25 protein-coding genes are annotated in these 23,915 nt (G+C 59.8%); 11 read left to right on the top strand and 14 right to left on the bottom strand.

Annotated features, from left to right (window positions below):
• The gene (locus HX807_RS22070; protein ID WP_003207939.1) at positions 1-180 is read left to right on the top strand and encodes a DUF1289 domain-containing protein; all 180 of its coding nucleotides are present in this window, start codon (positions 1-3) and stop codon (positions 178-180) included.
• A 19-nt stretch (positions 181-199) separates the two neighbouring features.
• On the opposite strand, the gene HX807_RS22065 is transcribed toward HX807_RS22070, so the two are convergent.
• Both HX807_RS22065 and HX807_RS22060 read right to left on the bottom strand, forming a co-directional pair.
• A complete protein-coding gene (locus HX807_RS22065) occupies positions 200-1,063 on the bottom strand; it encodes a DNA/RNA non-specific endonuclease (RefSeq protein WP_003207938.1) in 864 nt (287 codons plus the stop codon).
• Positions 1,064-1,155: 92 nt separating this feature from the next.
• The gene (locus HX807_RS22060) at positions 1,156-1,788 is read right to left on the bottom strand and encodes a TetR/AcrR family transcriptional regulator (RefSeq protein ID WP_023659027.1); all 633 of its coding nucleotides are present in this window, start codon (positions 1,786-1,788) and stop codon (positions 1,156-1,158) included.
• Between the two features lie 71 nt (positions 1,789-1,859).
• On the opposite strand from HX807_RS22060, the gene HX807_RS22055 reads away from it, so the two are divergent.
• Entirely contained in the window at positions 1,860-2,714 is an 855-nt protein-coding gene (locus HX807_RS22055) for an aldo/keto reductase family oxidoreductase (RefSeq protein WP_008433296.1), read from the top strand.
• 3 nt (positions 2,715-2,717) lie between these two features.
• Here HX807_RS22055 and HX807_RS22050 read toward each other — a convergent pair whose 3' ends face one another.
• Positions 2,718-3,413: a tRNA (adenine(22)-N(1))-methyltransferase TrmK gene (locus HX807_RS22050; RefSeq protein ID WP_177051044.1), complete on the bottom strand. Its 696-nt coding sequence runs from the start codon at positions 3,411-3,413 to the stop codon at positions 2,718-2,720.
• 78 nt (positions 3,414-3,491) lie between these two features.
• Complete coding sequence (locus HX807_RS22045) at positions 3,492-4,400, bottom strand: bifunctional oligoribonuclease/PAP phosphatase NrnA (RefSeq protein WP_102368488.1); 909 nt, start codon at positions 4,398-4,400, stop codon at positions 3,492-3,494.
• Positions 4,401-4,501: 101 nt separating this feature from the next.
• On the opposite strand from HX807_RS22045, the gene HX807_RS22040 reads away from it, so the two are divergent.
• From HX807_RS22040 to HX807_RS22015, 6 genes are all read left to right on the top strand, one after another.
• The gene (locus HX807_RS22040) at positions 4,502-5,008 is read left to right on the top strand and encodes a GNAT family N-acetyltransferase (RefSeq protein ID WP_102605056.1); all 507 of its coding nucleotides are present in this window, start codon (positions 4,502-4,504) and stop codon (positions 5,006-5,008) included.
• An 86-nt stretch (positions 5,009-5,094) separates the two neighbouring features.
• Positions 5,095-5,985 carry a bestrophin family protein gene (locus tag HX807_RS22035; protein ID WP_008433288.1) on the top strand — a complete coding sequence of 297 codons (891 nt, stop codon included), beginning with the start codon at positions 5,095-5,097 and terminating at the stop codon, positions 5,983-5,985.
• Positions 5,986-6,113: 128 nt separating this feature from the next.
• On the top strand, positions 6,114-7,616 hold the full coding sequence (proP, locus tag HX807_RS22030) for a glycine betaine/L-proline transporter ProP (RefSeq protein WP_003207926.1): 1,503 nt from the start codon (positions 6,114-6,116) through the stop codon (positions 7,614-7,616).
• A 123-nt stretch (positions 7,617-7,739) separates the two neighbouring features.
• Complete coding sequence (locus tag HX807_RS22025; RefSeq protein ID WP_003207924.1) at positions 7,740-8,168, top strand: DUF2231 domain-containing protein; 429 nt, start codon at positions 7,740-7,742, stop codon at positions 8,166-8,168.
• On the top strand, positions 8,165-9,457 hold the full coding sequence (locus tag HX807_RS22020) for a sorbosone dehydrogenase family protein (protein ID WP_177051042.1): 1,293 nt from the start codon (positions 8,165-8,167) through the stop codon (positions 9,455-9,457). The genes HX807_RS22025 and HX807_RS22020 overlap by 4 nt, the downstream gene beginning before the upstream one ends.
• A gap of 82 nt (positions 9,458-9,539) precedes the next feature.
• Entirely contained in the window at positions 9,540-9,836 is a 297-nt protein-coding gene (locus HX807_RS22015) for a DUF3144 domain-containing protein (RefSeq protein ID WP_177051040.1), read from the top strand.
• A gap of 44 nt (positions 9,837-9,880) precedes the next feature.
• On the opposite strand, the gene HX807_RS22010 is transcribed toward HX807_RS22015, so the two are convergent.
• From HX807_RS22010 to HX807_RS21990, 5 genes are all read right to left on the bottom strand, one after another.
• Complete coding sequence (locus HX807_RS22010) at positions 9,881-11,704, bottom strand: ABC transporter ATP-binding protein (protein ID WP_003207919.1); 1,824 nt, start codon at positions 11,702-11,704, stop codon at positions 9,881-9,883.
• Positions 11,705-11,715: 11 nt separating this feature from the next.
• The gene (gene argH, locus HX807_RS22005; protein ID WP_023659030.1) at positions 11,716-13,221 is read right to left on the bottom strand and encodes an argininosuccinate lyase; all 1,506 of its coding nucleotides are present in this window, start codon (positions 13,219-13,221) and stop codon (positions 11,716-11,718) included.
• Positions 13,222-13,226: 5 nt separating this feature from the next.
• Positions 13,227-14,807: an ABC transporter substrate-binding protein gene (locus HX807_RS22000; RefSeq protein ID WP_003207917.1), complete on the bottom strand. Its 1,581-nt coding sequence runs from the start codon at positions 14,805-14,807 to the stop codon at positions 13,227-13,229.
• Between the two features lie 62 nt (positions 14,808-14,869).
• Positions 14,870-15,733, bottom strand: a complete 864-nt coding sequence (locus HX807_RS21995) for an ABC transporter permease (protein WP_008433279.1) — start codon at positions 15,731-15,733, stop codon at positions 14,870-14,872.
• Positions 15,734-15,740: 7 nt separating this feature from the next.
• On the bottom strand, positions 15,741-16,661 hold the full coding sequence (locus HX807_RS21990) for an ABC transporter permease (protein ID WP_003207915.1): 921 nt from the start codon (positions 16,659-16,661) through the stop codon (positions 15,741-15,743).
• Positions 16,662-16,857: 196 nt separating this feature from the next.
• Between HX807_RS21990 and HX807_RS21985 the strand changes: the two genes are divergently transcribed.
• Entirely contained in the window at positions 16,858-17,781 is a 924-nt protein-coding gene (locus HX807_RS21985) for a LysR substrate-binding domain-containing protein (RefSeq protein ID WP_087692926.1), read from the top strand.
• Between the two features lie 7 nt (positions 17,782-17,788).
• Here HX807_RS21985 and HX807_RS21980 read toward each other — a convergent pair whose 3' ends face one another.
• From HX807_RS21980 to HX807_RS21965, 4 genes are all read right to left on the bottom strand, one after another.
• Positions 17,789-18,781, bottom strand: coding sequence for an MBL fold metallo-hydrolase (locus HX807_RS21980; protein ID WP_003207912.1), 993 nt, complete (start codon positions 18,779-18,781; stop codon positions 17,789-17,791).
• 116 nt (positions 18,782-18,897) lie between these two features.
• Complete coding sequence (locus HX807_RS21975; protein WP_003207910.1) at positions 18,898-19,803, bottom strand: LysR family transcriptional regulator; 906 nt, start codon at positions 19,801-19,803, stop codon at positions 18,898-18,900.
• A gap of 22 nt (positions 19,804-19,825) precedes the next feature.
• The gene (locus HX807_RS21970) at positions 19,826-20,206 is read right to left on the bottom strand and encodes a type 1 fimbrial protein (RefSeq protein WP_003207908.1); all 381 of its coding nucleotides are present in this window, start codon (positions 20,204-20,206) and stop codon (positions 19,826-19,828) included.
• Between the two features lie 112 nt (positions 20,207-20,318).
• Entirely contained in the window at positions 20,319-21,542 is a 1,224-nt protein-coding gene (locus HX807_RS21965; protein WP_177051038.1) for an MFS transporter, read from the bottom strand.
• Between the two features lie 124 nt (positions 21,543-21,666).
• Between HX807_RS21965 and HX807_RS21960 the strand changes: the two genes are divergently transcribed.
• Complete coding sequence (locus HX807_RS21960) at positions 21,667-22,371, top strand: TetR/AcrR family transcriptional regulator (RefSeq protein ID WP_087692927.1); 705 nt, start codon at positions 21,667-21,669, stop codon at positions 22,369-22,371.
• Here HX807_RS21960 and HX807_RS21955 read toward each other — a convergent pair.
• On the bottom strand, positions 22,274-23,197 hold the full coding sequence (locus HX807_RS21955; protein ID WP_008433275.1) for a LysR family transcriptional regulator: 924 nt from the start codon (positions 23,195-23,197) through the stop codon (positions 22,274-22,276). The two genes, HX807_RS21960 and HX807_RS21955, sit on opposite strands and share 98 nt — an antisense overlap.
• Before the next feature lie 143 nt (positions 23,198-23,340).
• On the opposite strand from HX807_RS21955, the gene HX807_RS21950 reads away from it, so the two are divergent.
• Positions 23,341-23,598 (top strand): hypothetical protein, encoded by a 258-nt coding sequence (locus tag HX807_RS21950; RefSeq protein ID WP_177021321.1) that lies wholly within the window; start codon positions 23,341-23,343, stop codon positions 23,596-23,598.
• The last annotated feature ends 317 nt before the right edge of the window (positions 23,599-23,915 follow it).

The following is a 23,915-nucleotide window of genomic DNA, read 5'->3' as shown; positions in this document are numbered from 1 at the left end:
TTGGCTAAAGATATCGAGAACCCGTGCGTCTCAACCTGCCAGCTCAGTGGTGAGCTGTGCGTGAGTTGTGGACGCACCAAGGACGATATTCGTAAATGGAAAAAGATGAAGCGGCCAGAGAAGATGGCCGCTGTGCAGCGCGCAACGTTGCGCTTGAAGACGTTGAAAAAGGGCAAGTGACGCACCCGGTTTCAGGCCGTCAAGTACGCCCGACGGACCCCGTCACCGGCAAATTCCCGAGCAACTTGAGCCCGGTGGTTTTCACAAACGTCGCGTAGTCCATCGGCTTCTCGATACGGGTTTCAGCGTTGGGCAGAACATACGCCCAGGCGCGCTTGGACGACACGTCGTAAACCAGCTTGAACAGGCGAGTCGGCACCCAGACCTTGTTGTCGCCAATGGTGCTGTAGCCCGGGTCAAACAACGGGCCGGTGAACACGAACACATTGCCGTCGGCGCGCTTGGCAAACTTGCGCACGTCCGCCTCGACCTTGCTCCAGATCTTGCGGTTGTTGGTCGGGTCTTGCGGGACCATGTTCGACAGCGCAAAGGACTGGGCCATGGCGTTGGTGCTCGGCGCATCCGCCGCCGGGGATTGATGGCCACGGTCCACGGCCGGGTGTTGGCCACGGTAGTCGCTCAACTCGGCGCGCGCGCCTTTGGGAATACGCGGGTCGGGGTAGAACTGGTTGGTGCGTTCTTCGCCTTTGGCATCCTTCAACTGGCCGGCATTCAGGCGTTCGACCACCACCAGCGGGGTCTTGCTGGTTTGCGAGTACAGCACCGCGAAATTGTCGGAACACAGCGCCAGGGGTTTCATGGTGGCCGGCACGGTGGCCGTGTTGATCGGTTGTGCGGCCGGGAACAGGTCGGCGCAACTGTCGAACGATGGCTTTTTCTGTTGGCTTGAATACAGACCCAGGGCCGCGCCCTGACTGATGGAGCCCGAGCGAGAGGTATGGGATTGAGGCGGTGTGATGAGGTCCAGCAGGCCACGGGCTTGCGCCCCGGTGGAGAGCAAAACAAGGGCCGACAGCCCAACTGCAATTTTGCGTAGGTGCATGGGTTAAATCTTCAAAGTTCGATTGCGGGGCTTATGGACCCATGGATGTGACTTTAGTGCGAAGCAGCGCTGCAAAATACCCTGAACACGGTTTACGTAAGTGACTGATAGGTTTGAAGATAAGCTCGCAGCATGCGGGTCACCTGCTGTTCCAGGCCGGCTTCAAAGGCCGCAGATGCATTGCCTTCAAGCAACGCCCGAACCGGTCCCACCACCGCGCTGAGCGAGATGGCGGCGGTAAGGGATGGGTCTTCAAACCGGGCATCCGACGCCGTCGCCAACATCGCTGCAATCGCGGCCACCACCCGCTTGTTGATCCGCGCCACAAGCTCCGCACCGCCCCGCTCACCTGCGATGGCATACAGGGCTTTGGACGCCGTCGGGTCCATCAGCTTCACGGCGAGAAAAGCCGTGACAAACCCCGATGCCATTTCCGCCACCGTGGTGCCCTGGTGTTGATCGCACGCCTGCTCGACGGTCTCGGCCACCTGCACCAGATGCTTCTCCAATACCGCAGCAAGCAGTGCATCGCGGTTCGGATAGTACTGATAGAGACTGCCCACCGACATGCCCGCCCGCTCGGCCACGCGGGTCGTGGTGCAGCGCACCAGGCCCTGAGCGGTCAAAACCTGAAGGGTTGCCGTGTGCAGCGCTTCCACCGTCGCCGCCGACCGGGCCTGGACCGCTGATTTTCTTGGCTTTAACGACGCTTTGAGAGGGCTCATGGAATGCGAATTCTAAACCTGAAGGATCCTTCATATTATAGGCTTCCTCCCGTCAAGCAAGAGCTCCGACCATGACCACCAGCACATTCAATCTCGGCGATCGCACCGTCAACCGCATCGGCTACGGTGCCATGCAACTGGCCGGCCCAGGCGTGTTTGGCCCGCCCAAGGACCGTGATGCAGCGCTGGCCGTACTGCGCGAGGCCGTCGCTTGCGGCGTGAACCATATCGACACCAGCGACTTCTACGGGCCGCATGTCACCAATCAGATTATTCGTGAGGCACTGCACCCGTATAAAGACGATCTTACGATCGTCACCAAGGTAGGCGCCCGCCGTGGCGACGATGGCGCCTGGTTCAACGCTTCGTCGAAGGCCGAGCTGACCCAGGCCGTGCACGACAACCTGCGCAACCTGGGCCTGGATGTGCTGGACGTGGTGAATGTGCGGGCCATGCACGGCGTGATGGGCACTGCCGAAGGCTCGATCGAGGAACCCCTGAGTGCCATTGCCGAGCTGCAACAACAGGGCCTGATACGCCATATCGGCATCAGCAACGTTACCCCGACGCAGGTCGCCGAGGCGCGAAAAATCGTGCGCTTCGTGTGCGTCCAGAACCTGTACAACATCGCCCACCAACACGATAACGCGATGCTCGACGAATTGGCCCGGGACGGCATTGCCTATGTGCCATTCTTCCCGCTGGGCGGGTTCTCGCCAGTGCAGTCAGCGGTGTTGTCGAACGTCGCACAGCGCCTCGGCGTCACCCCGATGCAACTGGCCCTGGCATGGCTGCTGCGCCGTTCCCCGAATATCCTGCTGATCCCGGGAACGTCCTCGGTCACCCATCTACGGGAAAACATCGCGGTGGGCGAGCTGGATCTTTCGGATGAGGTACTCGCAGAGCTGAACACCCTCGCAGGCTGACCCTCACGCCAGCAGTTCTGCGATCCACCGCGCCTGCTGGGCGACCTCTTGCACCTTGTCCTCGGGCACCGCTTGCCGCGCCTGGGTGAAGTCGCTCAGGGTCTGCTGTTTGTGGCGCAGGATGCGCTGCCACTTGAGCAGGAATTCCGGGCTGCGGGCCTGCATTTGCAGCGGGCCGAAGTACAGTTCTTCGGCGGTATAGGTCACAGGCCCGGCGTGCTCGGCAACGATGATTTCGTAGAAGAATCGGTTCTCCCGCAGCAGCTCTTCGCACACGATGCGGTAGCCGTTCTCCATCAGCCATTGGCGCAACGGTTGCTCGCCGCCGTTGGGCTGCAGCAGCAGGCGCTCCCGGCCGTTGAGGCGCGCCTTGTCGCTGTCGAGGATGTCGCGGATGGTCTCGCCGCCCATGCCGCAAATGCTGATCGCGGTGATCCCGTCTCCCGGCTCGATCGCCGCCAGGCCACTGGCCAGGCGTACGGTGATGTGTTGCTCCAGCTCGTTCTCGCGCACCGTGCGCTCGGCTGCGCGAAACGGCGTCAGGGCCACCTCGCCCGCCACCGCCGCCACGATGGCGCCGCGGCGCATCAATGCCACCGGCAGGTAGGCGTGGTCGGAGCCGATATCCGCCAGGCGCGCCCCGGCGGGGACGTGCGTCGCCACGCGCTCAAGGCGCATGGACAATGTGTGTTCGTTCAACTGCCGTTCCTTTTCGGTAATACCCTGGCCATTGTATTGCGGGTTCTTCAAAGAGGAACGTCACTTTGGTGAACGCCGTCAATCAGTGGCCGCCAGCCTTACCAGTTCCTTGCGCAACAGCGAACGATCCAGCACCGCCATCCCAGCCTGCCAGTCGATGGAAAGCAACTGGCTCAGTTTTTCCTGGCTGACCTTGGGCTCAGCCAGGAAATAACTTCTGCACTCGCGGATACTGATGAGATTCACCAGCCAGTCCTCCCCCTGCGCCGCCAGCCAATCAGCGATGGTCGAGCGATGCTTTCGGATCAGCGCACCGGCATCCCACACCGTCATCTGCGCAAAAACCTGCGGCAGGTTGCTGTCGGCTTTCAGCCACTTCAGGTCACCCGCCAACGCGCCTGCAAGGTCTGACTCGATAGTGGCCTGGCACTCGGAGAAATACCGCTCAGGCCAGTCTGCCGCGAGTTTCGCCAGCAGCGCGAGGGTTTCATAAGCCCGAACATCCGCCGCGGTGGTCAACTGCCCGGTAAAATTCAGGGTATTGTCCAGGATTGCCGTGGCCAGCAGCGCGGCACTGTGCTCACTGATCAGCGGCAACAAACCGGCCGCTTCCCAACGCAGGAAAACCTGCGTCGCTGCTGCACCGATCAAACGGATGTCTGCGGCACTTCCCAGCCTCTGCGCCCAATAGGTTTCAAACCCCGGGTGATGGTCAATCACCTCCACCACCTGATCGAGCACGACCACCGGGTCGAAGTGGTGGAAGTCCGAGATATCCACCATCACAAACTCATCGCCGGGCCCGGGTCGGTAGTCATCCAATGATGATAGCCAGCCGAGCACGGTCCTGGAGATGCTGGCATTCAGTGGAGCACTGCTGACGGCACGCGCCTCGATTCCCTGACGATTCAACAACTCGGCATACGCAATGCAGCAGGCGTATGCATCGATGTCCAGATACGCCGAGCCGGAGGTGACTACCCTCATCGGAAAAACTCCATGATTTCATATTTTTGGCAGGCAAATTTCACACGCCTTTATGACGAAAACATGACTAAATGGACAGAACAACCCTGGAGATTCGAGCAATGACGTCATTTCGCGTTCGCGAGCTGAGCAGTACGGACACTGAAGCATTGCTGGCCTTCGAAGCCCGTAACCGTGACTGGTTCGAGTCGCATATCGAGGCGCGCGACCCATCGTTTTACTCGGTGCAGGGCGTCGCCGAGCATATTGACGGTTATCTATCAGGCCTGGCCACCGGCACATGGCACCCGTTCGTGATCGAAGACGCCAACGGCGAAATCGTCGGTCGCGCCAACCTGAAAAGCATCGACTCGCCAAAGGGCTCTGCCGAAGTCGGCTACCGCGTGGGTGAGCGCTCGTGCGGGCAAGGGCTGGCAACCCTGGCGCTGAACCATCTGATCCGCGAGGCACAGGCGCGCTGGGCACTGACCCAACTGGTGGCGTACGTGTACCCCGAGAATGTGGGCTCACAAAAAGTCCTCACCCGCTGCGGTTTCGTGCCCGACCAGCCCGCACCGGACGGCAAGCCCCAGGGCGAAAACCGCTTTGTCCTGACATTCCAGGCCTGAAGACCCGGCCCGCCGGCGAACCTTTACCCGGTAAACACCGTCCGAGCTAGGGCATTGATGTTTACCGCTCGCCGTGAGGTTTCCGTTTGAAAGCTGCCATCATCAAAAAATACCGCCTGATCATCAAGACCATGGGCTATGTAGGCTGGGCGCTGTTCTGGCTGCTGCTCTGGGATATCGCCGTCACCGTGGACTTCATGCTGTTCCTCAACAGCAAGATCAACCTGCCGCTGATGCCGCTCACCCTGCTCGGCTCGGCGCTGGTGGTGCTGATCAGTTTCCGCAACAGCAGCGCCTACAACCGCTGGTGGGAGGCACGCACGTTGTGGGGGGCGATGGTCAACAATTCCCGCAGCTTCGCCCGGCAAGTGCTGACGCTGCTGGATGACCCGGACAATGAGGTCAACCCGATAAAGGCGACCTTGCTGCGCCGTCACGTGGCGTATGTGAACTGCCTGGCGGCGCACTTGCGGGGCCAGCCTTGCCCGGAAGAAATCCGCGCCTTCCTGCCGGCCAACGAGTTCGCCCGCAGCACCAGTACCAATAACTTTTCCAACGACATCATCAACGGCTCCGCAGCCCTGCTGGCCCAGGAATACAAGGCCGGGCGCCTGGACAGCATTCGCCTGGCACGGTTGGAGTCGACTCTGGTGGATTTGTCCAACAGCCAGGGCGGCATGGAGCGCATCGCCAATACGCCGCTGCCCTACCCTTACGTGTATTTCCCACGGCTGTTCATCTCGCTGTTCTGCCTGATCGTGCCGGTGGGCCTGGTGGAATCCCTGGGCTGGTTCACCCCGCTGGCGTCCACGGTGGTGGGCTTCATGCTGCTGGCCATCGAACGCATCGGCACCGATTTGCAAAGCCCGTTCCGCGACAGCGAGCACCAGATCCAGATGGAAGCCCTTTGCGAAACCATCGAGAAAAACCTGCAGTCGATGCAGCGTGATTCCCTGGGGGGCGAGCGGATCAGTTAATCCTTGCCGGGCCATTAACAAAAAAATCCAGCCAGTGGTGAATTATTCAGTGTCCGCATGTATCTGACCCATTAAGCGCATGCCACCAAAACAGTGGCATCGAAATGGACCTGCGGCTGAGTATTCCCATGAAATCACGCAAGAAAACCGTCAATCCGATTGGATTGGATGACATCACCATCGTCGACGACGCCAAGATGCGCAAGGCGATCACCGCCGCTGCGCTGGGCAATGCCATGGAGTGGTTCGACTTCGGAGTGTATGGCTTTGTCGCCTATGTGCTGGGCAAGGTGTTCTTCCCCGAAGCGTCTCCCAGCGTACAAATGATCGCGGCCCTGGCGACCTTCTCGGTGCCGTTCCTGATTCGCCCGCTGGGCGGCCTGTTCTTTGGCCGGCTGGGGGACAAATACGGCCGGCAAAAGGTCCTGGCGGCGACCATCGTGATCATGTCCCTGAGCACCTTCGCCATCGGGCTGATCCCCTCCTATGACTCGATCGGCATCTGGGCGCCGATCCTGTTGCTGCTGGCCAAGATGGCCCAGGGCTTCTCGGTGGGCGGTGAGTACACCGGGGCCTCGATCTTCGTCGCCGAATACGCCCCGGACCGCAAGCGCGGCTTCCTCGGCAGTTGGCTGGACTTCGGCTCCATCGCCGGCTTCGTGCTCGGCGCGGGCGTGGTGGTGCTGATTTCGGCGGTAATCGGCGAAGACGCCTTCCAGTCCTGGGGCTGGCGCCTGCCGTTCTTCCTCGCCCTGCCGCTGGGCATGATCGGGCTGTACTTGCGTCATGCCCTGGAAGAAACACCGGCCTTTCAACAGCACGTGGAGCAACTCGAACAAGGTGACCGCGAAGGCCTGGCGGGCGGCCCGAAAGTCTCGTTCAAGGAAGTCGCCACCAAGCACTGGCGCAGCCTGATGACCTGTGTCGGCGTGGTGGTGGTGACCAACGTCACGTACTACATGCTGCTCACCTACATGCCGAGCTACCTGTCGCACAACCTGCACTACAGCGAAAACCACGGCGTGTTGATCATCATCGCGATCATGGTCGGCATGTTGTTCGTGCAGCCGATGATTGGCTTTGTCAGCGACAAGATCGGGCGCAAACCCTTCATTCTGTTCGGCAGCATCGCGCTGTTCTTTCTCGCCATTCCGGCGTTCATGCTGATCAACAGCGGCAAGCTCGGGCTGATTTTCTCGGGGCTGCTGATCATTGCGGTGGTGCTCAACTTCTTTATCGGCGTGATGGCGTCCACCCTGCCGGCGATGTTCCCTACCCACATCCGCTACAGCGCGCTGGCCAGCGCCTTCAACATCTCGATCCTGATTGCCGGCCTCACGCCAACCGCCATGGCCTGGCTGGTGGAGACCACCAACAACCTGTACATGCCGGCCTATTACCTGATGGTGTTCGCCGTACTGGGGCTTTTCACCGCCCTGACCATGAAGGAAACCGCCAACAAACCCCTGCGCGGTGCGGCACCGGCGGCGTCGGATATCGAGGAAGCCAAGGAGCTGCTGCAGGAGCACGAAGACAATATCGAGCAGAAGATCGAAGATATCGACGCGCAAATCGCCGAGCTGGAAGCCAAGCGTGAAAACCTGGTGCAGCAACATCCACGCATCAACTGACGCAACATATTTGGAAACGAATCGCGGGTGAACTAACGCGCAAGCAGCACGCTCCTTCCTTAAGCGCAGTCAGCGCGGCCCTGATGAGCCTCATCAGGGCCGCTCAACGATAAGGAGCCGCCCGTGACCGACACCACCACCCTCACCTACCGCTGCACGCCTGGCCCGCTTCATGCGACCTTGCTGGCCGGTACCGTCCCGCTGTTTCTCGGCGCCCTGCTGAGCGACATTGCCTACTACCAGACCTACCAGATCCAATGGAGCAACTTCGCCGCCTGGCTGATCGCCGGCGCTCTGCTGTTCTGCGGGCTGGCGGGGTTGTTTGCACTGGTCAACCTGCTGCGTGCCGACCGCAAGGCCGGGCGCCCCACGGTGTACTTCCTGCTGTTGCTGGTGACCTGGGCGCTGGGCCTGGTAAATGCCTTTGAGCATGCGAAGGATGCCTGGGCCGTGATGCCTTCGGGCCTGGTGTTGTCTGCCGTCGTGACCCTGCTGGCCTGCGTGACCACGTGGGTCGGGCTGACCAACCTGCGCTCGGGAGGTGCCCAATGAAGCCTTCCAGCACGCTGACCGTTTTAAGCATGGCGATGTTGTTGAGCGCCTGCGGTGGCGAAGCCGACAGCACTCAGGCTCGTGGCCCCGACCCCAAGCTGCCGGAACCCCAGCGCGGCCTGTTGCCCAGCATGAAGATCGCCGAACCGGTGGCCTGGGGCGAGCAGAAACCTACGGTGCCCGAGGGTTTCAGCATCACGGCCATCGCCACCGACCTGCGGATCCCGCGCCAGACCCTGGTGCTGCCCAACGGCGACATTCTCGTCGCCGAAGGCCGGGGCGGCAGCGCAGCGAAACTCAAGCCCAAGGATGTGATCGCCAGCGTGATCAAGGCCGAGGGCAACACCAAGGTCAAGGGCGGCAATCGCCTGACCCTGCTGCGCGATGCCGACGGTGACGGCACCTACGAGTTGAAAACCGTGTTCGCCGAAAACCTCAACGCGCCCTACGGCCTGGCCTTTGCCGACGGCAAGCTGTACGTGGCGAACCAGGATGCGCTGGTGCGCTTCGACTACGAAGACGGCCAGACCAAGGCCGGTGGCCCGCCCACCACCGTCACCGAGCTGCCCGCCGCGATCAATCACCACTGGACCAAATCCCTGGCGATCAGCCCCGATGGCCGCTCGCTGTATGTGGGCATCGGGTCCAACAGCAACATCACCGAACGCGGCATGGAGGTTGAGATCGACCGGGCGATGGTCTGGCAGATCGACGCCGCCACCGGTGCCCACAAGCCTTATGCAACCGGTTTGCGCAACCCGACGGCATTGACCATTCAACCGGGCTCCGGGCAGGTGTGGGCGGTGGTCAACGAGCGGGATGAACTGGGGCCGGACCTGGTGCCGGATTACCTGACCTCGGTGCGCGAAGGCGAATTCTACGGCTGGCCCTACAGCTATTGGGGCCAGAACGTCGACACCCGCGCCCAACCGCAGAACCCGGCCAAGGTCGCCGCCGCGATCAAGCCGGATTACAGCCTGGGTTCCCACGTTGCCGCGCTGGGCGTCGACTTTTCCATCCCGGCCATGGGCGAGAAATATGCCGACGGCGTCTTCGTCGGCGAGCACGGCAGCTGGAACCGGGACAATCCGGTGGGCTACAAGGTGATCTTCGTGCCGTTCAGCAATGGCCAGCCTGCCGGTGAGCCGCTGGACTTCGCCACGGGTTTCCGCGGGGACGATGGCAAGACTCGCGGGCGGCCGGTGGGGGTCACGGTTGATCCGAAGGGTGCGCTGATCATTGCCGATGACCTGGCCAACACGGTGTGGAGGGTGACGCGCAATAAATAAGGCCTGAAGCGGCCGATGTGGTTGCCTTCCTGTGGAGCGCGGCGGTACCTTCGCCGCACTCACGAACAGGAAGGTAACCGCAATGCCAGACACCACCGACAACGGCTTCTATGATCGCGCGGACGCGCACATCGAGCTGTCCAACGAGCAGTTCAGGGCGTTCGCCGACCTGGGCAAAGTCAGCGCCTCGATGATGTTCGGCACCACACGCTTCAATGCCTGGTTCAGCGCACGCAGCTTTAAATCCGGCGAAGAAATGGCCCAGGCCCGTGAGGCGATGCTGAAGTATTTCTGTGATCAGTACCGGATGATGCTTGAGGATAATCTTGATGATCACATCAACAATTTCAGCAAGTACATGCTCGTTAAGGGCAGTTGAACCCGCCCGCACAGGGCGGTGTGTCGACCTGTGATACCCGGCGCTCAAATTGCAACGAAGTGGCCCGCGGCGACCTCGCGGTAACTGATCGGCGGAGCCTTGTAGCCCACCTCGTAAATCCTGCTGGGCACGCTCTCCTCCATCAGGCTGAACGGCTTTCTGGGCACGTTCAGGTCCGCCGAGGGCACCGCGCTCAGCAACCTTTGGGTGTAAGGGTGCTGAGGCTGCTCGAACACTGACTGGCGTGGCCCGATCTCAACGATGCGTCCGTGGTACATCACCCCCACCCGGTGGCTGACCCGCTCGACCACCGCCAGGTCATGGGAAATAAACAGGAATGAAATGCCCATCTCGCGCTGCAGGTCCTGCAGGAGATTAATCACCTGGGCTTGAATGGACACGTCCAGCGCCGAGACGGCTTCATCGGCGATGATCAGCTTCGGAGACAGAGTCAGCGCCCGCGCGATGCAGATCCGCTGTCGCTGCCCACCCGAGAACTCGTGCGGATAGCGTTGTGCATGCTCCGCCGACAGCCCCACCTTCTCCAGCAATATTCGCACCTGCTTTCGTGCTTGCGCGCCATGTGCAATGCCATGAACATGCAGCGGCTCCAGCAGGCTGTTCTCGATCGTGAGACGCGGGTTCAGGGATGCATAGGGATCCTGGAAGACCATCTGGATATCGCGGCGCAGCGAGTTCATATCGCTCTTGTTCAACGTCGTAAGGTTCTTGCCACCGAAAACGATATTCCCGCCCTGTATCGGCATCAGCCCGGCAATCGCACGAGCGCTGGTGGATTTCCCGCACCCGGACTCGCCCACCAGGGCCAGCGTTTCACCTGAGTAGATATCAAAGTCGATGCCTTCGACGGCATGCACACGGCGCCGGACCTTCCCGAGGAGACCACCTTTGAGGTCGTAGCGAATGGACAACGACTCGACTCTGAGCACTGGCGGACTCTGGTAGTCCGGGGCCACGCCAGGCGCAGGTTCTGCACCCGCTGCGACGTCATCATCGATCAAGGCAAATTTTGCGGGAAGTTGAGTGCCACGCATTGAGCCGATTTTTGGAACAGCCGCCAGCAATGCCCGGGTGTAGGGCTGCTTGGGCTCCTGCAGCACTGCCCTTGCCGGACCTTGCTCAACGGTCTCGCCTTTCTTCATCACCATCACATGGTCTGCGACTTCCGCCACCACGCCCATATCGTGGGTGATAAAGATCACACCCATGGCCAGGCTATCTTGCAGCTCCTTGATAATCCGCAGGATCTGCGCCTGCACCGTCACATCCAACGCTGTGGTCGGCTCGTCGGCGATCAGCAGTGTGGGCTCGCAGACCAGCGACATCGCAATCATGATCCGTTGGCGCATGCCGCCGGAAAGCTCATGGGGAAACCGGTTCATGACCTGCTTCGCATCCGGAATACGCACCAGGTCCAGCATGCGTAATGCCTGGGCTTCGGCTTGCGCACGGCTGCACCGCTGATGCAGCAAGATGCCTTCGATGAGTTGCGCGCTGATCTTGAAGACCGGATTCAGCGAAGTCATGGGCTCCTGAAAGATCATCGACATGGACGAGCCCCGCAGTGTGCGCATGACAGACTCGGGCGCCGCCACCAGGTCGACAATCTGGTTATTCCTGGTTTGCAGCTCCATCGAGCCCGAAAGCACCCGTCCGCCGGCGCGCTTGATCAGGCCCATCATCGCCATTGAGGTGACGGATTTGCCGGAGCCGGACTCACCCACGATCGCCAGCGTCTGACCGCGCATCACCTCGAAGGACACATCGCGCACCACCGGCGTCTCGCGCCCTCTGGTGCCGAAGCCGACACTCAGGTTTTTCACCCGGGCTACCAAATTCTCGTTCATGGGGCGCTCCTTTAATCGACGATCGCCGAGATGGCCGCGTCAAGGTCGGCACGGGATTGATCGACCTTGCGCCGGCTCTGCGCAACCCACTCGCGGTCCTGCTCCAGCTCGTTCTGGGCGATCGACAATAATCGCCGGACCTCGTCCGGGCCGACGCCGCCCGCGGAAGTGCGGGTCTCGACAAAACGGCGCGGGTTCAAAGCATCGCGGACCTGGGCATCCGAGTAGCCCAGGGTTGAGCCGACAGTTTCCACGCTGGCTTGATCCAGTGCGGCGCCGGTCACCCCGGCAGGAGCCACGCCCTCGTACAGGCAGTTACGCACCAGGCGGGCCACGATGTGGTGGACCTGGCGGAAAGAGATGCCCCGGTCCCGAACGATCACATCGGCGAGGTTGCTGGCGGTGCACCAACTCCCGGAGAGCAGGGCTGTCATCCGGTCCTCATGCACCACCAGGGTTTCAATGATGCCGGTAAACAGGTCCAACATGCCTTCGGTGGTGGCCAGCGCATCATGGATCAACGGCAGGTCGCGCATCGCCTGGTCGCCGGTGCCTTCGGACCGGAAAGTGGCCAGGGCCGTGCTGAGCCAGGTCACCGATCCACCTGCAGCTTTCTTGATGGTTTCCAAGCCGCTGGGGTTTTTCTTCTGCGGGAAAATACTGCTGGTGCCGCAATAGCCGTCGTGGCTTTCCACCGTTCCAAATTCGACGCTCGACCAGATATGCAGGTCGGTTGCCAGGTCGTTCAGGTCGGCCATGACAAAGGACAATGCGCCAATCGTCTCTGCTGCGTACCATGCTTCGCGGCCCAGCTTGGAGTTTTCTACCAGGCTGTCGAACCCCAACAGGTGCGTGGTGCGCCCACGGTCCAGCGGCCAGGACGTGCCGGCCAGGCCGACGGCACCAAGGGGGTTGCGATTGACCCGGGTGTAAGCGTGCATCAAGCGGCTGAAGCTGTCGTGCAGCCTCGACGTAAAACTCAAAAGGTAGTGGCCGAACACCCAGGGCTGGGCATGCTGCATATGGGTGTAGCCGGGCATGATGGTGCCCGAATGCGTGGAGGCCTTCTGAATCAACGCCACCTGGAACTCATTGATACGGTCCAGCACCGCCAGGATGCGCTTGCGGTCGTACAGGCGGCGTACCGTTGCCCCTTGGTCTATCCGGCTGCGGCCGGTGTGCATCTGCCCGGCCGAGTCTTCGCCGATCCGGGAGAAAAGGTACGATTCAACCTGAAGCAGGAAGCTGCCTTTCTTTACATCAAACGGGAAGTCGGCGGGAACCATGTCCCGAATCAACCGCAGCTCCGCGAGGATGGCTTGCCCGACCGACACAGAAAGAATCTGCTGTTCAACCAGCATCACGGTGTGCGCCAGGTCCACTTCGACAAACTCGTGAAACTGACGTTTCTCGGTCTCAAGTGCCGGAATATCATGGTACTTGACCATGCGTTCAGCGGGAGGAGCACTCAGGCGAGCGTCGGTTAACAGTGTTTCGTTGGCATGTAAATTCGACATTTAAATCACCGCTCAATAAGTTCTACATTCGTCAAATCGATGGTCCCTTCATAATCGACATCCAGGCCATTCAACGCTTTACGCACACCAATTATTTGCTCCTGGTCAAACAGCGGCAGATTGTCCGGGTCTTGTTCCCATAGAATCTGCTGAATCTGGCCGTAATAGGACATGCGTGTTTTTTCATCCAGTTCACGCGAGGCCAACTGAAGTAATTTGTCTACCTGAGGGTTGCTGTAACCCGTGAGATTCTGCGGGTCGCCGCTGGACAACTTTCGACGCAAACGAATATCCGCGTCAGATATGCCCGTTCCCAGTAACCACATGTTTGCGTCATTGCTACCTTTGCCCGTGCCCTTGCCCGGCTCGGGACGATACAAGTTCTTTTGATACGTTGCCCATTCCCATACCTTAAACTCGGTCTTCAGCCCCACGGCGTTAAGATAGCCTTGGACAACTTCCGAGACCTGGCGATCTTTGGTATAGCGTCCCGCCGGGGTCCATATAACTACGGTGCCTGGATAACCGCCTGGATATACCTCGTTAATTATTTTTCTTGCCGCATCAGGGTCGTACTTCACCGGAGGGAATTCACGTCGGGCTTGCGTACCCTCCGGAAATGGGCCAGTGGGTACTTTTCCATATCCCAACAACACTTTGTCGACCAATGCCTGGCGATCAATCGCCATACTCACCGCCCTCCGTATGCGCGGGTCATCAAAGGGCGGTTTGGTCAGGTTCATTTCAAAGAACACCTGGAATGTGCTGGGTACCCGCAGCAAGGTGGATTTATTCAGTTCCTTTAATTCAATAGCCGCCTCGGGCGATAAATTTGCCGCGATATCCGCATTGTTCGTTCGCAGCTCTATGACTCGGGAAGAATCTTCCCTGACCGGACGGAACACGATGGTTTCCGGTTTTGCCGTTGTTCCATAAAAAGCGTTGTTCTTATGAATAACGGCCTGGTCGTTGGGTATCCAACTATCAAATACGTAGGGCCCGGTACCGACGGGATGGTGCCCATAAGCCCGTCCATATTTAACGACAGCGGCCGGACTGCTGATTGACGAAGATTCTTTTGCCAGTAACTCCAACATTGTGGGTGACGGATTTTTTGTGGTGATGCGTAACTCATTCGGCGCTAGCGCATCCACCGAAGCTATATCCGCATAGTAGGACCGGTGCGGAGAACCGAGCTTGGGGTTCATGATTCGGTCCAGGTTAAACTTCACCGCTGCAGCATCAAACGCCGTGCCGTCATGAAAGGTAATTCCCGGTTTCAGGATAAAAATCCATTGCCGTCCATCCTCGGACCTTGACCATGACTGCGCCAAATCAGCTACAAACGTGTTATGCCCGTGACCGTCCCATGCGACCAACCGATTAAACAGGTGATTAATCACGTTATAGGAAGGCACACTGCGCGAAATCGCTGGGTCCAGGGTATCGATATCAGCGCCTTGAACGAATGTCAGCTTCTTCAGGTCTTTGGCGTTGGCAACAAACGATAGGCCCGCCGACAGTCCAAGGATGCCGACAACAGCGAAACTCCGTATCAATACTTCCAGGCAATTCAGACGCCGCATAATCTTTCTCGCTTGATAATTCTGGTGGACACACAGGGCGTGTTTAACCGCGCCGAACTCATTTATGCGTTACGTGATTTCGGGTCGATGTAGTCTCGCAACGCATCCCCCACAATGTTGAAACTCAATATGGTCAAAACCAGTGCAAATCCGGGCGCAATCAATACGTAGGGATGGGTGGTCAATAACGGCCGCGACTCGGCAATCATCGAGCCCCACTCCGGGGTGGGCGGCGGCGGGCCAAGCCCCAGAAAGCTGAGCCCGGAACCAATGAGGATTGCTTCAGCCAGCGAGACGGTGGCCTGGATAATGACCAGCGAACCGATATTCGGCAGGATATGTATCAGCAGCAGCCGCAGATCGCTGACGCCAATCGACTTGGAGGCCAATACAAACTCGCGGTTTCTCAATGCCATGACCGGCCCGGCAAAGAAACGCACGTAAATCGGGATCGTTGAAATGGCGATGGCCAGTGTCAGGCTTACTATGCTGTTGCCCGCCACCGTGATGACCAGAATGGCAACCAGTGTCCGGGGAAATGCAATCATCGAGTCCATGACCCGCATCACCACCCCGGCGATGGCGCCGTTGTAATAGCCACACGCCGCACCTAAAGCGATGCCAATGACCATCGCAATGCTGACACTTGAAACTGCGACGGTGAGCGTAATTCGTGCCCCCCACACGACTCGACCCAACAAGTCACGGCCCAATTGGTCCGTGCCGAGCCAGGAACTTGCACCGGGCTCGACAAGGGACGTTGATAAGTTGATCTTGGTGACCGAATCCCAATCAAACAACAAAGGGGCAGCTATCGCCGCAGCAACCATCACCAGGATCACGATCAATGAAGCAAACGCGAACCAGCGCTTATTGGAAATAAGGAAACTGACAAAGCCCAACCGATATTTTTTCGGAAGTTTCATATCGGCCTCAGTTGTAAGTGACGCGAGGGTCGAGGACGCCATAAACCAAATCCACCATTAAGTTGATAATTACCACCACCGCGGCAAACACAAGAACTGTGCCTTGGACGACATAAATATCCCGAGCCATGATTGCATCAATCAAGAGCCGCCCCATTCCCGGCCAGGCAAATACTGTCTCGACAATAACCGCGCCACCCAGTAACCGGCCGAAGTCCATACCGAATACTGTCACCAATGGAATGGCCGCATTGGAAAGTGCATGCTTGAGTACTACCTTGTAACTCGGTACACCTTTCGCATAGGCAGTACGAATATAATCTTCCCTCAGCACATCCATCATGGTGGATCGGGCCAGCCGTGAAAAAGTTGCAACATACGGCAAACCAAGTGTCAAGGCCGGTAATATCAGGTGTTGCAGCCCGCCTCTGCCGGTCGGCGGCAACCATCCGAGGTTGGCTGAAAAGATCAGCATCAATATCAGTCCCAGAAAGAAGCCAGGCATTGATATGCCCAGAACTGCAACGGTGGTCAGCGAACTATCAAGGAAGCCTCTGGGCTTCAAAGCGGCCGCAATACCGAGGGGAACGCCAATGATGACGGCAAGCAACATTCCGGCAGCGGTCAGTTCAATCGTGGCGGGAAGAGTTCTGGCTATACCTTCGAGCACGGGCGTGAATGTCTGGAATGACTCGCCAAAATCACCCACGACAACTTTCCTGACATAAATAAGGTATTGATTGATTAGCGGCTTATCCAATCCGTAGTTTTGCCTTATTTGCGCAACATCTTCCGCTGTTGCATCCGGACCTGCTGCCAGCTGCGCAGGATCTCCCGGAATAAAGTGCATGACCAGGAAGACCACAATGGAGACTCCCAGCAGCATCGGAAGCAGAAGTAACAACCTGCGGACGGTATAATTCAGCACGCGCTATCCTCTTTTTTATTTTTACTTAAGCGGCACCCGATATTAATAACGGGAACTGCTTTTCTTTGGTAAAACCACGCAACTAAATCATCGCGCCGTTACATGCTTATAGCAAACCGGTAACAGGTTGGACGCACATAACAAAATGTTATACGCTCGCAAAAATGCGCCCTCCAACATTCGATCGAGAGCCACAATGAAACTCAATCCTCGCCAATTGGAAGCTTTCAGGGCGGTCATGCTCACCGGAAGCATGACTATCGCCGCCGAGGCACTTCAGGTCAGTCAACCGGCCATCAGCCGGCTCATCCGCGACCTCGAAATTGTCCTTTCCCTTCGACTGTTTCGCCGTGAAGGCAATCGCCTCATTCCCGGGGCGGAAGCACAGGTGTTGTACGCGGAGGTGGACAAGTTTTATCAAGGCATAGAACGCATCGAGCGGGTTGCAGAGGACCTTGTGACGCTGCGCACCGGCACATTGAGGATCAGTTCAATGAGCACGCTGGGGCTCAGTGTGGTGGCTGAGGGGGTATGCCGATTCGCGCGAAAGCACCCCGAGGTCAGAACCTCGTTGGATGTGCGCAACTCGGTGGGCATCCTGGAACTGACGTCTGCCAACCAGATCGATATTGGTTTTGTGCAGATTCCTTCAGGGGAATATCCCGGGATCCAGGTGATCAACCTGCCACCCATCAGCGCGGTGTGCGTGATGCCGGCCAACGATATGTTGGCCACCAAAGACGTGGTGACCCTGGAGGATTTGCACGGGCGACGCCTGATTACCCTGAACGCCAACAATCCTTTGCAGCGACGCATCACATCAGCCATGGAGGCTCGGGGTGTTGCAGGCGTCTCCAGCGTTGAAACCACCGCCGCGCACTCCGCCTGCGGAATGGTGTCCGGGGGGCTCGGCATCACCGTGTGTGATCCATTCACCGCCTCCTACTCGAAATACCCGGGCCTTACGTTCAGACCGCTGGACCAGGACATACCCTTCGAGGTTTCGATGGTATTTCCGGGTCACCAGCAGCGCTCCAAGCTCGCCTCGGATTTCATGCAGGTCATGGAAGGTATCTTCAGGTCGGAGTTTATTTCCATGATTCCCCGTGAAGCGTACTAATCGCGAGTCACTTCAGTTCGGTTGAGTAATTCAGCGGCACCCATTGCCACGCGGCGCCCTGACCACGCAAATGCCCCAGGCCGGGAAACGAGAGGTGCGCCGCGCCGACCAGCGCGCCCTCTTTCGCAGCCAGGCTGAACACGGTCTCGCGGGCCGTGGTGGCGGCTTTCTTGTCCGTATCAAACTCGATAGTCACCGACGGGTCGGCAAACTGCACGGCACCGGCGTGGATCAGATCACCGGCGACAATCATCTTCTGGCCTTTGCTCTCAACCAGGTAGCTGGTGTGCCCCAGGGTATGGCCATAGCTGGACAGCGCCTTGAACCCCGGCAGGATCTCCCCGCTGCCCTGGAAAGGCTGGAACTTTCCAAGCGCGATATACGGGTTCAAGGAAGCCATTGCACCCTTCGCGAACTCGGGTACGAAGCTGTTGGCGTCGGCCGAGGCAGGCTCCAGCCTCGCCGGCGAGAGCCAGTAATCGGCGTCACGCTTGTCGGCGTGTACCGTGGCGTTCGGAAACACCATCACCCCTTCGGCAACCAGCCCACCCACGTGGTCCGGGTGCATGTGCGTGAGAAGGATGTCATCGACCTGCTCCGGCTTGTAGCCGGCTGCCTGCAGGTTGGCCGCGAGCTTGCCCAGGGTCGGCCCGAAGAGCGCACCAGCGCCGGTATCGATCAGGATGAGCCGAGTGCCGGTATTGACGAGATACGCGTTCGTCGAGGTCTCGGTGGGCACCCCGAGGAACGCCTTGCGCAGTGCGGTAGTGGTCTTGGCAGCCGGCTCATTCAGCAATTTGTCGAACGGTGCATCGATGGTGCCGTCACTCAGCGCGGTGACCTCGAAATCTCCAAGCATCGTGCGATAGTAACCAGGGGCCTGGGTTTTGACTTGGGGCGCGGCGGCAACTGCCACCGCCGGTGCCGCGATGGCTCCCAGTGCCAGGGCAGCAGCAAGGGCCGTGTAATTCAACACGCGGGTAAATGTCAGCTTGGTCATGGTGCAGCTCTCCAGTTGGAATCGGCGGCATCCTATTCAAGCGTTTTTTATAGTTGAAATCGAAACTCCGCATGCCAGGTATGTGTGGCGTAGATACCTGCCAGGGCCTGATGTCGTCAGGAAAGCACGCAGAGCTTGAGTTGTTCGCGCAACCAGAGATGTGCCAGGTCCTTGTCGAACCGTGGATGCCAGGCAGAGAACAAACTGAAGTCGCGCACCTCGAGGGGCAGAGCAAGGGCCGCCAGCGAGCGCTCATAACGGCTCAGGAAACGGGACGGAAGCACACTTACACAGTCGCTGTTCTGCAGCAGCAATGGAACGATGCTGTAGTAAGGCACCGACACCGCGACACGGCGCGCACGCCCCTTCTGCGCGAGCACATCATCAATAAAACCGTGAAAGCTGTTCACGGCACCCGACACCACCACATGCTCCAGGCCCAGGTATTCCTCCAGCGTTGGTGGCGCGGATCCGCGAGGGTGATCGGCGCGCTGGGCCATCTTGAATTCTTCCTGCAGCAGCAACTCGTGCGACAGGTTCCCGATACGGCTGTGTGATACCAGCGCGACGTCAATCTCGCCGCTTTCCAACTGATCGCCAAGCAACACCTGGTCGATCGCACGTATCGAAACCCGGATGCCCCCAGGACTCGCAGCCTGCACAAGCTGCACCAGCCGGGGCGCGACGATCGCAGCGGCGTTATCGTTCGCGCCAATCACAAAGGTCCGGTCCGACTTGGCAGGATCAAAGCATGGAAGGTCACCGACCACCGTCCCCAGTACCTGCAACGCCTGGCGCAACGGCTGACGCAAATGTTCGGCACGTGCTGTCAGCACCATGCCTTTTCCGGACTGAGCAGGCATCAATAAAGGGTCGCCGAACAGGTCACGCAACCGCGACAACTGCGCGGATAACGCCGACTGCGTCAGGTTGAGCTTCGCCGCCGCCCGCGTGACGTTCCTCTCCTCAAGCAAGACGCTGAGGGAAGTCAGGAGCGCGAGGTTGTGTCCAGTCAGGTTCATCGGGTTGATCCACTGCCATCTCTCAAGGTGACGTTAATGTAATCAGATACTGCCCCGACGTCACAGGCCTCCCTTGGCCATCCACCAACGCATATTGCTGCTGGTAATAGCGGTCTCCCCGGCCACTGTCGGCGACCAGCTTCACGTTCACGGCGCTGTGGTCGAGGGCCGTGACCGAGCCCACCGGTTGCACACTGCGCACGCTGATGGCGCTGCCGCGTGCGGACGTAGGGCAATTGTTGAGTTTCATCCCGTTGGCCACGGCGAGCGGTGTGCAAGACGCTTCGACGATGCTGCCGTGAAACGAGATGACTCCCTGCCCCACCGGGCTCGCGGCCATGCAGGCACCGGACAGGCTGAACAACAGGCCAACATGGATTGCAGACATTCTCTTGATGCGCATGCCGATACTCCCGGGGGTGATAAAGCCTATGCCCCGGGATATCGGCCGAGCAGCAGGTTATTTTAAGATTTGTCTGATGTTAGAAGCGGTTTTTCCAAAGACTTTGGAAATATCAGTGCCCGCCAACCACAGGTTTACCGTGGGCCCGGTGCCCCGGCTTGAAGCCATGGAGTCGCGCGCACCACACAATCGCGAAGCCCACCGCCAGCAACACCAACATTGCCCATGGGAAAGACGCCACTCCCCAGGTATCCAGCAACACGCCACCCACCACGCCGCTTCCGGCAATCGCGCTGTTCCATGCCACCACGTTCAGCGACAACGCAACATCCGCCCCATCTCCGGCAGCATCCGCCAGTGCGGTTTGCAGCAACGTCGCAGCGCCGCCAAAACTCAAGCCCCACACCGCCACGCCGAGGTAAATAACGCCCGGCACCTGCGCCAGAAAACCAAACGCCAAACACGTCGCCGCAAAGCCCGCCAGGCTGACCAGCACCGTCTTGCGCAACGCCACATCCACCAACCGGGCAGTCACCCAAATCCCGAGCAGCGCCGCTATACCAAACACCAACAACACCAGATCCACACGGTCCACCAAGCCCGCCGGGGCCACAAACGGCGCGATGTAGGTATAGAGAATGTTGTGGGCGAGCATCCATGAGATCACCACCGCCAGCACTGGCCGCACGCCCGGCGTGGTCAGCACTTTACGCAGCGGCATACGCTGATGGGCCGCCTGGCCGGGGTAGTCCGGCACTTTCACCAGCACCCAGACAATCAACACCAGGGTCAGTGCCGACATGATCCCGAACGTGGTGCGCCAGCCCACCAGCCCACCCAGCCAGGTGCCCAGCGGTACGCCGAGTGACAGGGCAATCGGCGTTCCTACCATGGCCAGCGCCAACGCCTTGCCCTGCTGATGTGGCTCTACCATGCGCCGCGCATAGCCGGCCAACAAACTCCAGGCCAGCCCCGCCGCCATCCCGGCGAGGAACCGCGCCAACAGCGTCAGCCCGTAGTGGGAGGACAGCGCCGTGATGGAGTTGAACAGCAGAAAACCGACGATGGTCAGCAGCAGCACATTGCGTGCCCGCCAGCCGCGAGTCGCGATGGTCAGCGGGATCACCGCCAGCACCGAGCCCAGCGCATACGCGGTGACCATCTGCCCGGCCATGGACGCTGAAACTCCCAGCCCATCGCTGATCAGCGGCAACAGGCCCGCCGGCAGGGTTTCGGTGACGATGCAGATAAAACCGGTCATGGCCAGGGCGAGCAAGGCGCCGACGGGCAAGCGGTCGGGAACGGCGTCTGCCGATAAGGTGGTTGAGGGGGTCACAGGGAAACTCCTTGAGCGAGAGGACTTAAATACCGATCGATATAAATGTTGGGCGCCCCACGCAGCGTTGTCAACGACTTATGTATCGACTAGTATTTATCTCATCGCCCGAGAGGATTTCCACATGGCACAGATGGGCCGCCCCCGCACCTTCGACCGCGACCAGGCCGTGGAACAGGCCATGCACCTGTTCTGGCAGCACGGTTACGACGCGACGTCCCTGAGCCAGTTGAAAGCCGGATTGGGCGGCGGCATCTCCGCGCCGAGTTTCTACGCGGCGTTCGGCTCCAAGGACGCGCTGTTCCAGGAGTGCGTGCAGCGTTATCTGGCGACGTTCGCCCAGGTCACCGAATGCCTGTGGGATGACAGCCTGCCACCGCGCCAGGCCATCGAGACGGCGTTGCGCCAATCGGCACGCATGCAGTGTGAAGAGGGGCATCCCAAAGGCTGCATGGTAGCCCTGGGCGTGATGAGCGCGCCCTCCCCCGAGAACGCACAAGTCACCCATGGGCTGACCCATTCGCGAGAGCGCACACGGGCGGGCATCGTGCATTGTGTCGAGCGCGGCATCCGGGCGGGCCAGTTACCGGCCGAGACCAACGCCCGTGCCATGGCCACGGTCTACGACAGTTTTCTGCAAGGCGTGTCGATCCTGGCCCGGGATGGCGTCGACGCTGATGCCATCGATACTGCCATTGGCCAACTGATGCTGACCTGGGACTTATCCGCCGCTACAGCGCCGCCCATTCGGCGCGATGCTCCAGCAGAAAATCCACAAACGCCCGCACCCGATGGGGCACATAGCGGCCATGGGGATACAGCAAGGTAAACGGCCGTGAGCGCCCGCCGTAAGGCTGCAAGACCTCCACCAGGCTGCCGTTGGCCAACTCCTCCTCGACGATGAACTTGTAGGTCTGGAATAACCCCGCGCCGTGCTTGGCCAGGGTTACGCCACCCAGCACGTCGTCAGAGCAGCTGTAGCCTGCTTCCCCGGCAAACTCCCGCTCCTTGCCGTCCACCTGGAACAGCCAGGAAATGCGTCGCCCGTTGCTCGGCAATTCGTACTGGATGCACTCATGGTTCGGCAAATCCTCCAGGGCCTGGGGCGTGCCGGCACGCTTCAGGTATGACGGCGTCGCGACCACCACCAGCCTGGCGTCTTCCAGCAACCGCGCAATCAGCGTCGAGTCCGGCTGGGCCCGCACGCGAATGGCCAGGTCATAACCTTCGGCGACGAAATCGATGTTGCGGTTGCTGATGTGGATATCCACGCTGACTTGCGGGTACAGCGCACGGAATTTCGGCAGCAGCGGCAGGATCCGGTGATGGCCGTAGGTGGTCGGGATACTGATGCGCAACAGCCCGGACGGCACCGATTGCGCGCCCATCATTTCCTGCTGGGCTTCCACCAGTTGCGTCAGCGCCTGGCGGCATTGCTCGAAAAATGTCCGGCCGCCATCGGTCAGGCGGATGCTGCGGGTGGTGCGCACAAACAGCCGGGAGCCCAGGCGCTCTTCCAACCGCGAGATGCTGCGGCTCACCGCCGCCGGGGTCACGCCTGCCACCTGGGCGGCGGCGGTAAAGCTGCTGGCCTCGGCAGCCAGGCAGAACAGTTCGATGCTGCCCAGCTGCAAATCTTCGAAATGGCGCTTCATGATGGATTACACCGGGTATCTGCTTGGGGGCTCACCCGCTCTATTTATCAGCAAGGGCCGCATAAATATAGGGGTCCTACCTGGCCCGTGCTTGCTTTCATTCCACGCACACCGCCCACAACTTCCGTGGCAATGCTCCGTCGTTGCACCTTGCGAACTCCATCAACAACCAGCCGGTCGTGGTCAACCGATCACCGAATACCGACCGTGGTTCGCAGATCGACTCCCTGCAAAAAGGCGTGTATTTCCAGGACCAGATCAAGTTCGACGAGGCCACCACCTCGCGCGCAGGGTTGGTGTACAAGGCTGACAACGGCCTGGCACCGTACCTGAGCTACAGCGAATCGTTCTTCCCGGTAGCGGGTGTGAGCAAGGCCGGGCAAGTGTTTGTGCCCACCTAAGGCAAACAGTACGAGTTCGGTGACTCACCGCTGGTAGGCCAACAACGGCTCACTCAGCGGTTCGGGGCGTCAGGCATATGGCGTTGGGGGCGGTGATTGGGGGCATATCCGTTGGTTTTGTTACGGCTACTATTGGTTCCGCTCTTACAGCGGCTCACTTTTGAAAAGCGCAAAAGTAAGCAAAACGCTCTTGCCCCACCACTCGGCACCTCGCTTAGGCTCGGTGTGCCCTCACTCCGGCATTACTCCGCGGGCCGCCGCGACGGGGCGTCCCTGCCCCGTCGCGGCTAAACCGGCGTCCTGCCGGTTTACCCGCT

Source organism: Pseudomonas sp. D8002 (assembly GCF_013385695.1).
Lineage (GTDB): Bacteria > Pseudomonadota > Gammaproteobacteria > Pseudomonadales > Pseudomonadaceae > Aquipseudomonas.
This window is presented reverse-complemented; position numbering and strand designations above follow the sequence as displayed.

Excerpts from the sequence above, each read along its gene's own strand:
- HX807_RS22065 (WP_003207938.1), bottom strand. The coding sequence starts at position 1,063 with ATGCACCTACGCAAAATTGCAGTTGGGCTGTCGGCCCTTGTTTTGCTC.
- HX807_RS22060 (WP_023659027.1), bottom strand. The coding sequence starts at position 1,788 with ATGAGCCCTCTCAAAGCGTCGTTAAAGCCAAGAAAATCAGCGGTCCAG.
- HX807_RS22055 (WP_008433296.1), top strand. The coding sequence starts at position 1,860 with ATGACCACCAGCACATTCAATCTCGGCGATCGCACCGTCAACCGCATC.
- HX807_RS22045 (WP_102368488.1), bottom strand. The coding sequence starts at position 4,400 with ATGAGGGTAGTCACCTCCGGCTCGGCGTATCTGGACATCGATGCATAC.
- HX807_RS22040 (WP_102605056.1), top strand. The coding sequence starts at position 4,502 with ATGACGTCATTTCGCGTTCGCGAGCTGAGCAGTACGGACACTGAAGCA.
- proP (WP_003207926.1), top strand. The coding sequence starts at position 6,114 with ATGAAATCACGCAAGAAAACCGTCAATCCGATTGGATTGGATGACATC.
- HX807_RS22020 (WP_177051042.1), top strand. The coding sequence starts at position 8,165 with ATGAAGCCTTCCAGCACGCTGACCGTTTTAAGCATGGCGATGTTGTTG.
- HX807_RS22015 (WP_177051040.1), top strand. The coding sequence starts at position 9,540 with ATGCCAGACACCACCGACAACGGCTTCTATGATCGCGCGGACGCGCAC.
- HX807_RS22010 (WP_003207919.1), bottom strand. The coding sequence starts at position 11,704 with ATGAACGAGAATTTGGTAGCCCGGGTGAAAAACCTGAGTGTCGGCTTC.
- argH (WP_023659030.1), bottom strand. The coding sequence starts at position 13,221 with ATGTCGAATTTACATGCCAACGAAACACTGTTAACCGACGCTCGCCTG.
- HX807_RS22000 (WP_003207917.1), bottom strand. The coding sequence starts at position 14,807 with ATGCGGCGTCTGAATTGCCTGGAAGTATTGATACGGAGTTTCGCTGTT.
- HX807_RS21995 (WP_008433279.1), bottom strand. The coding sequence starts at position 15,733 with ATGAAACTTCCGAAAAAATATCGGTTGGGCTTTGTCAGTTTCCTTATT.
- HX807_RS21985 (WP_087692926.1), top strand. The coding sequence starts at position 16,858 with ATGAAACTCAATCCTCGCCAATTGGAAGCTTTCAGGGCGGTCATGCTC.
- HX807_RS21980 (WP_003207912.1), bottom strand. The coding sequence starts at position 18,781 with ATGACCAAGCTGACATTTACCCGCGTGTTGAATTACACGGCCCTTGCT.
- HX807_RS21975 (WP_003207910.1), bottom strand. The coding sequence starts at position 19,803 with ATGAACCTGACTGGACACAACCTCGCGCTCCTGACTTCCCTCAGCGTC.
- HX807_RS21970 (WP_003207908.1), bottom strand. The coding sequence starts at position 20,206 with ATGCGCATCAAGAGAATGTCTGCAATCCATGTTGGCCTGTTGTTCAGC.
- HX807_RS21960 (WP_087692927.1), top strand. The coding sequence starts at position 21,667 with ATGGCACAGATGGGCCGCCCCCGCACCTTCGACCGCGACCAGGCCGTG.
- HX807_RS21955 (WP_008433275.1), bottom strand. The coding sequence starts at position 23,197 with ATGAAGCGCCATTTCGAAGATTTGCAGCTGGGCAGCATCGAACTGTTC.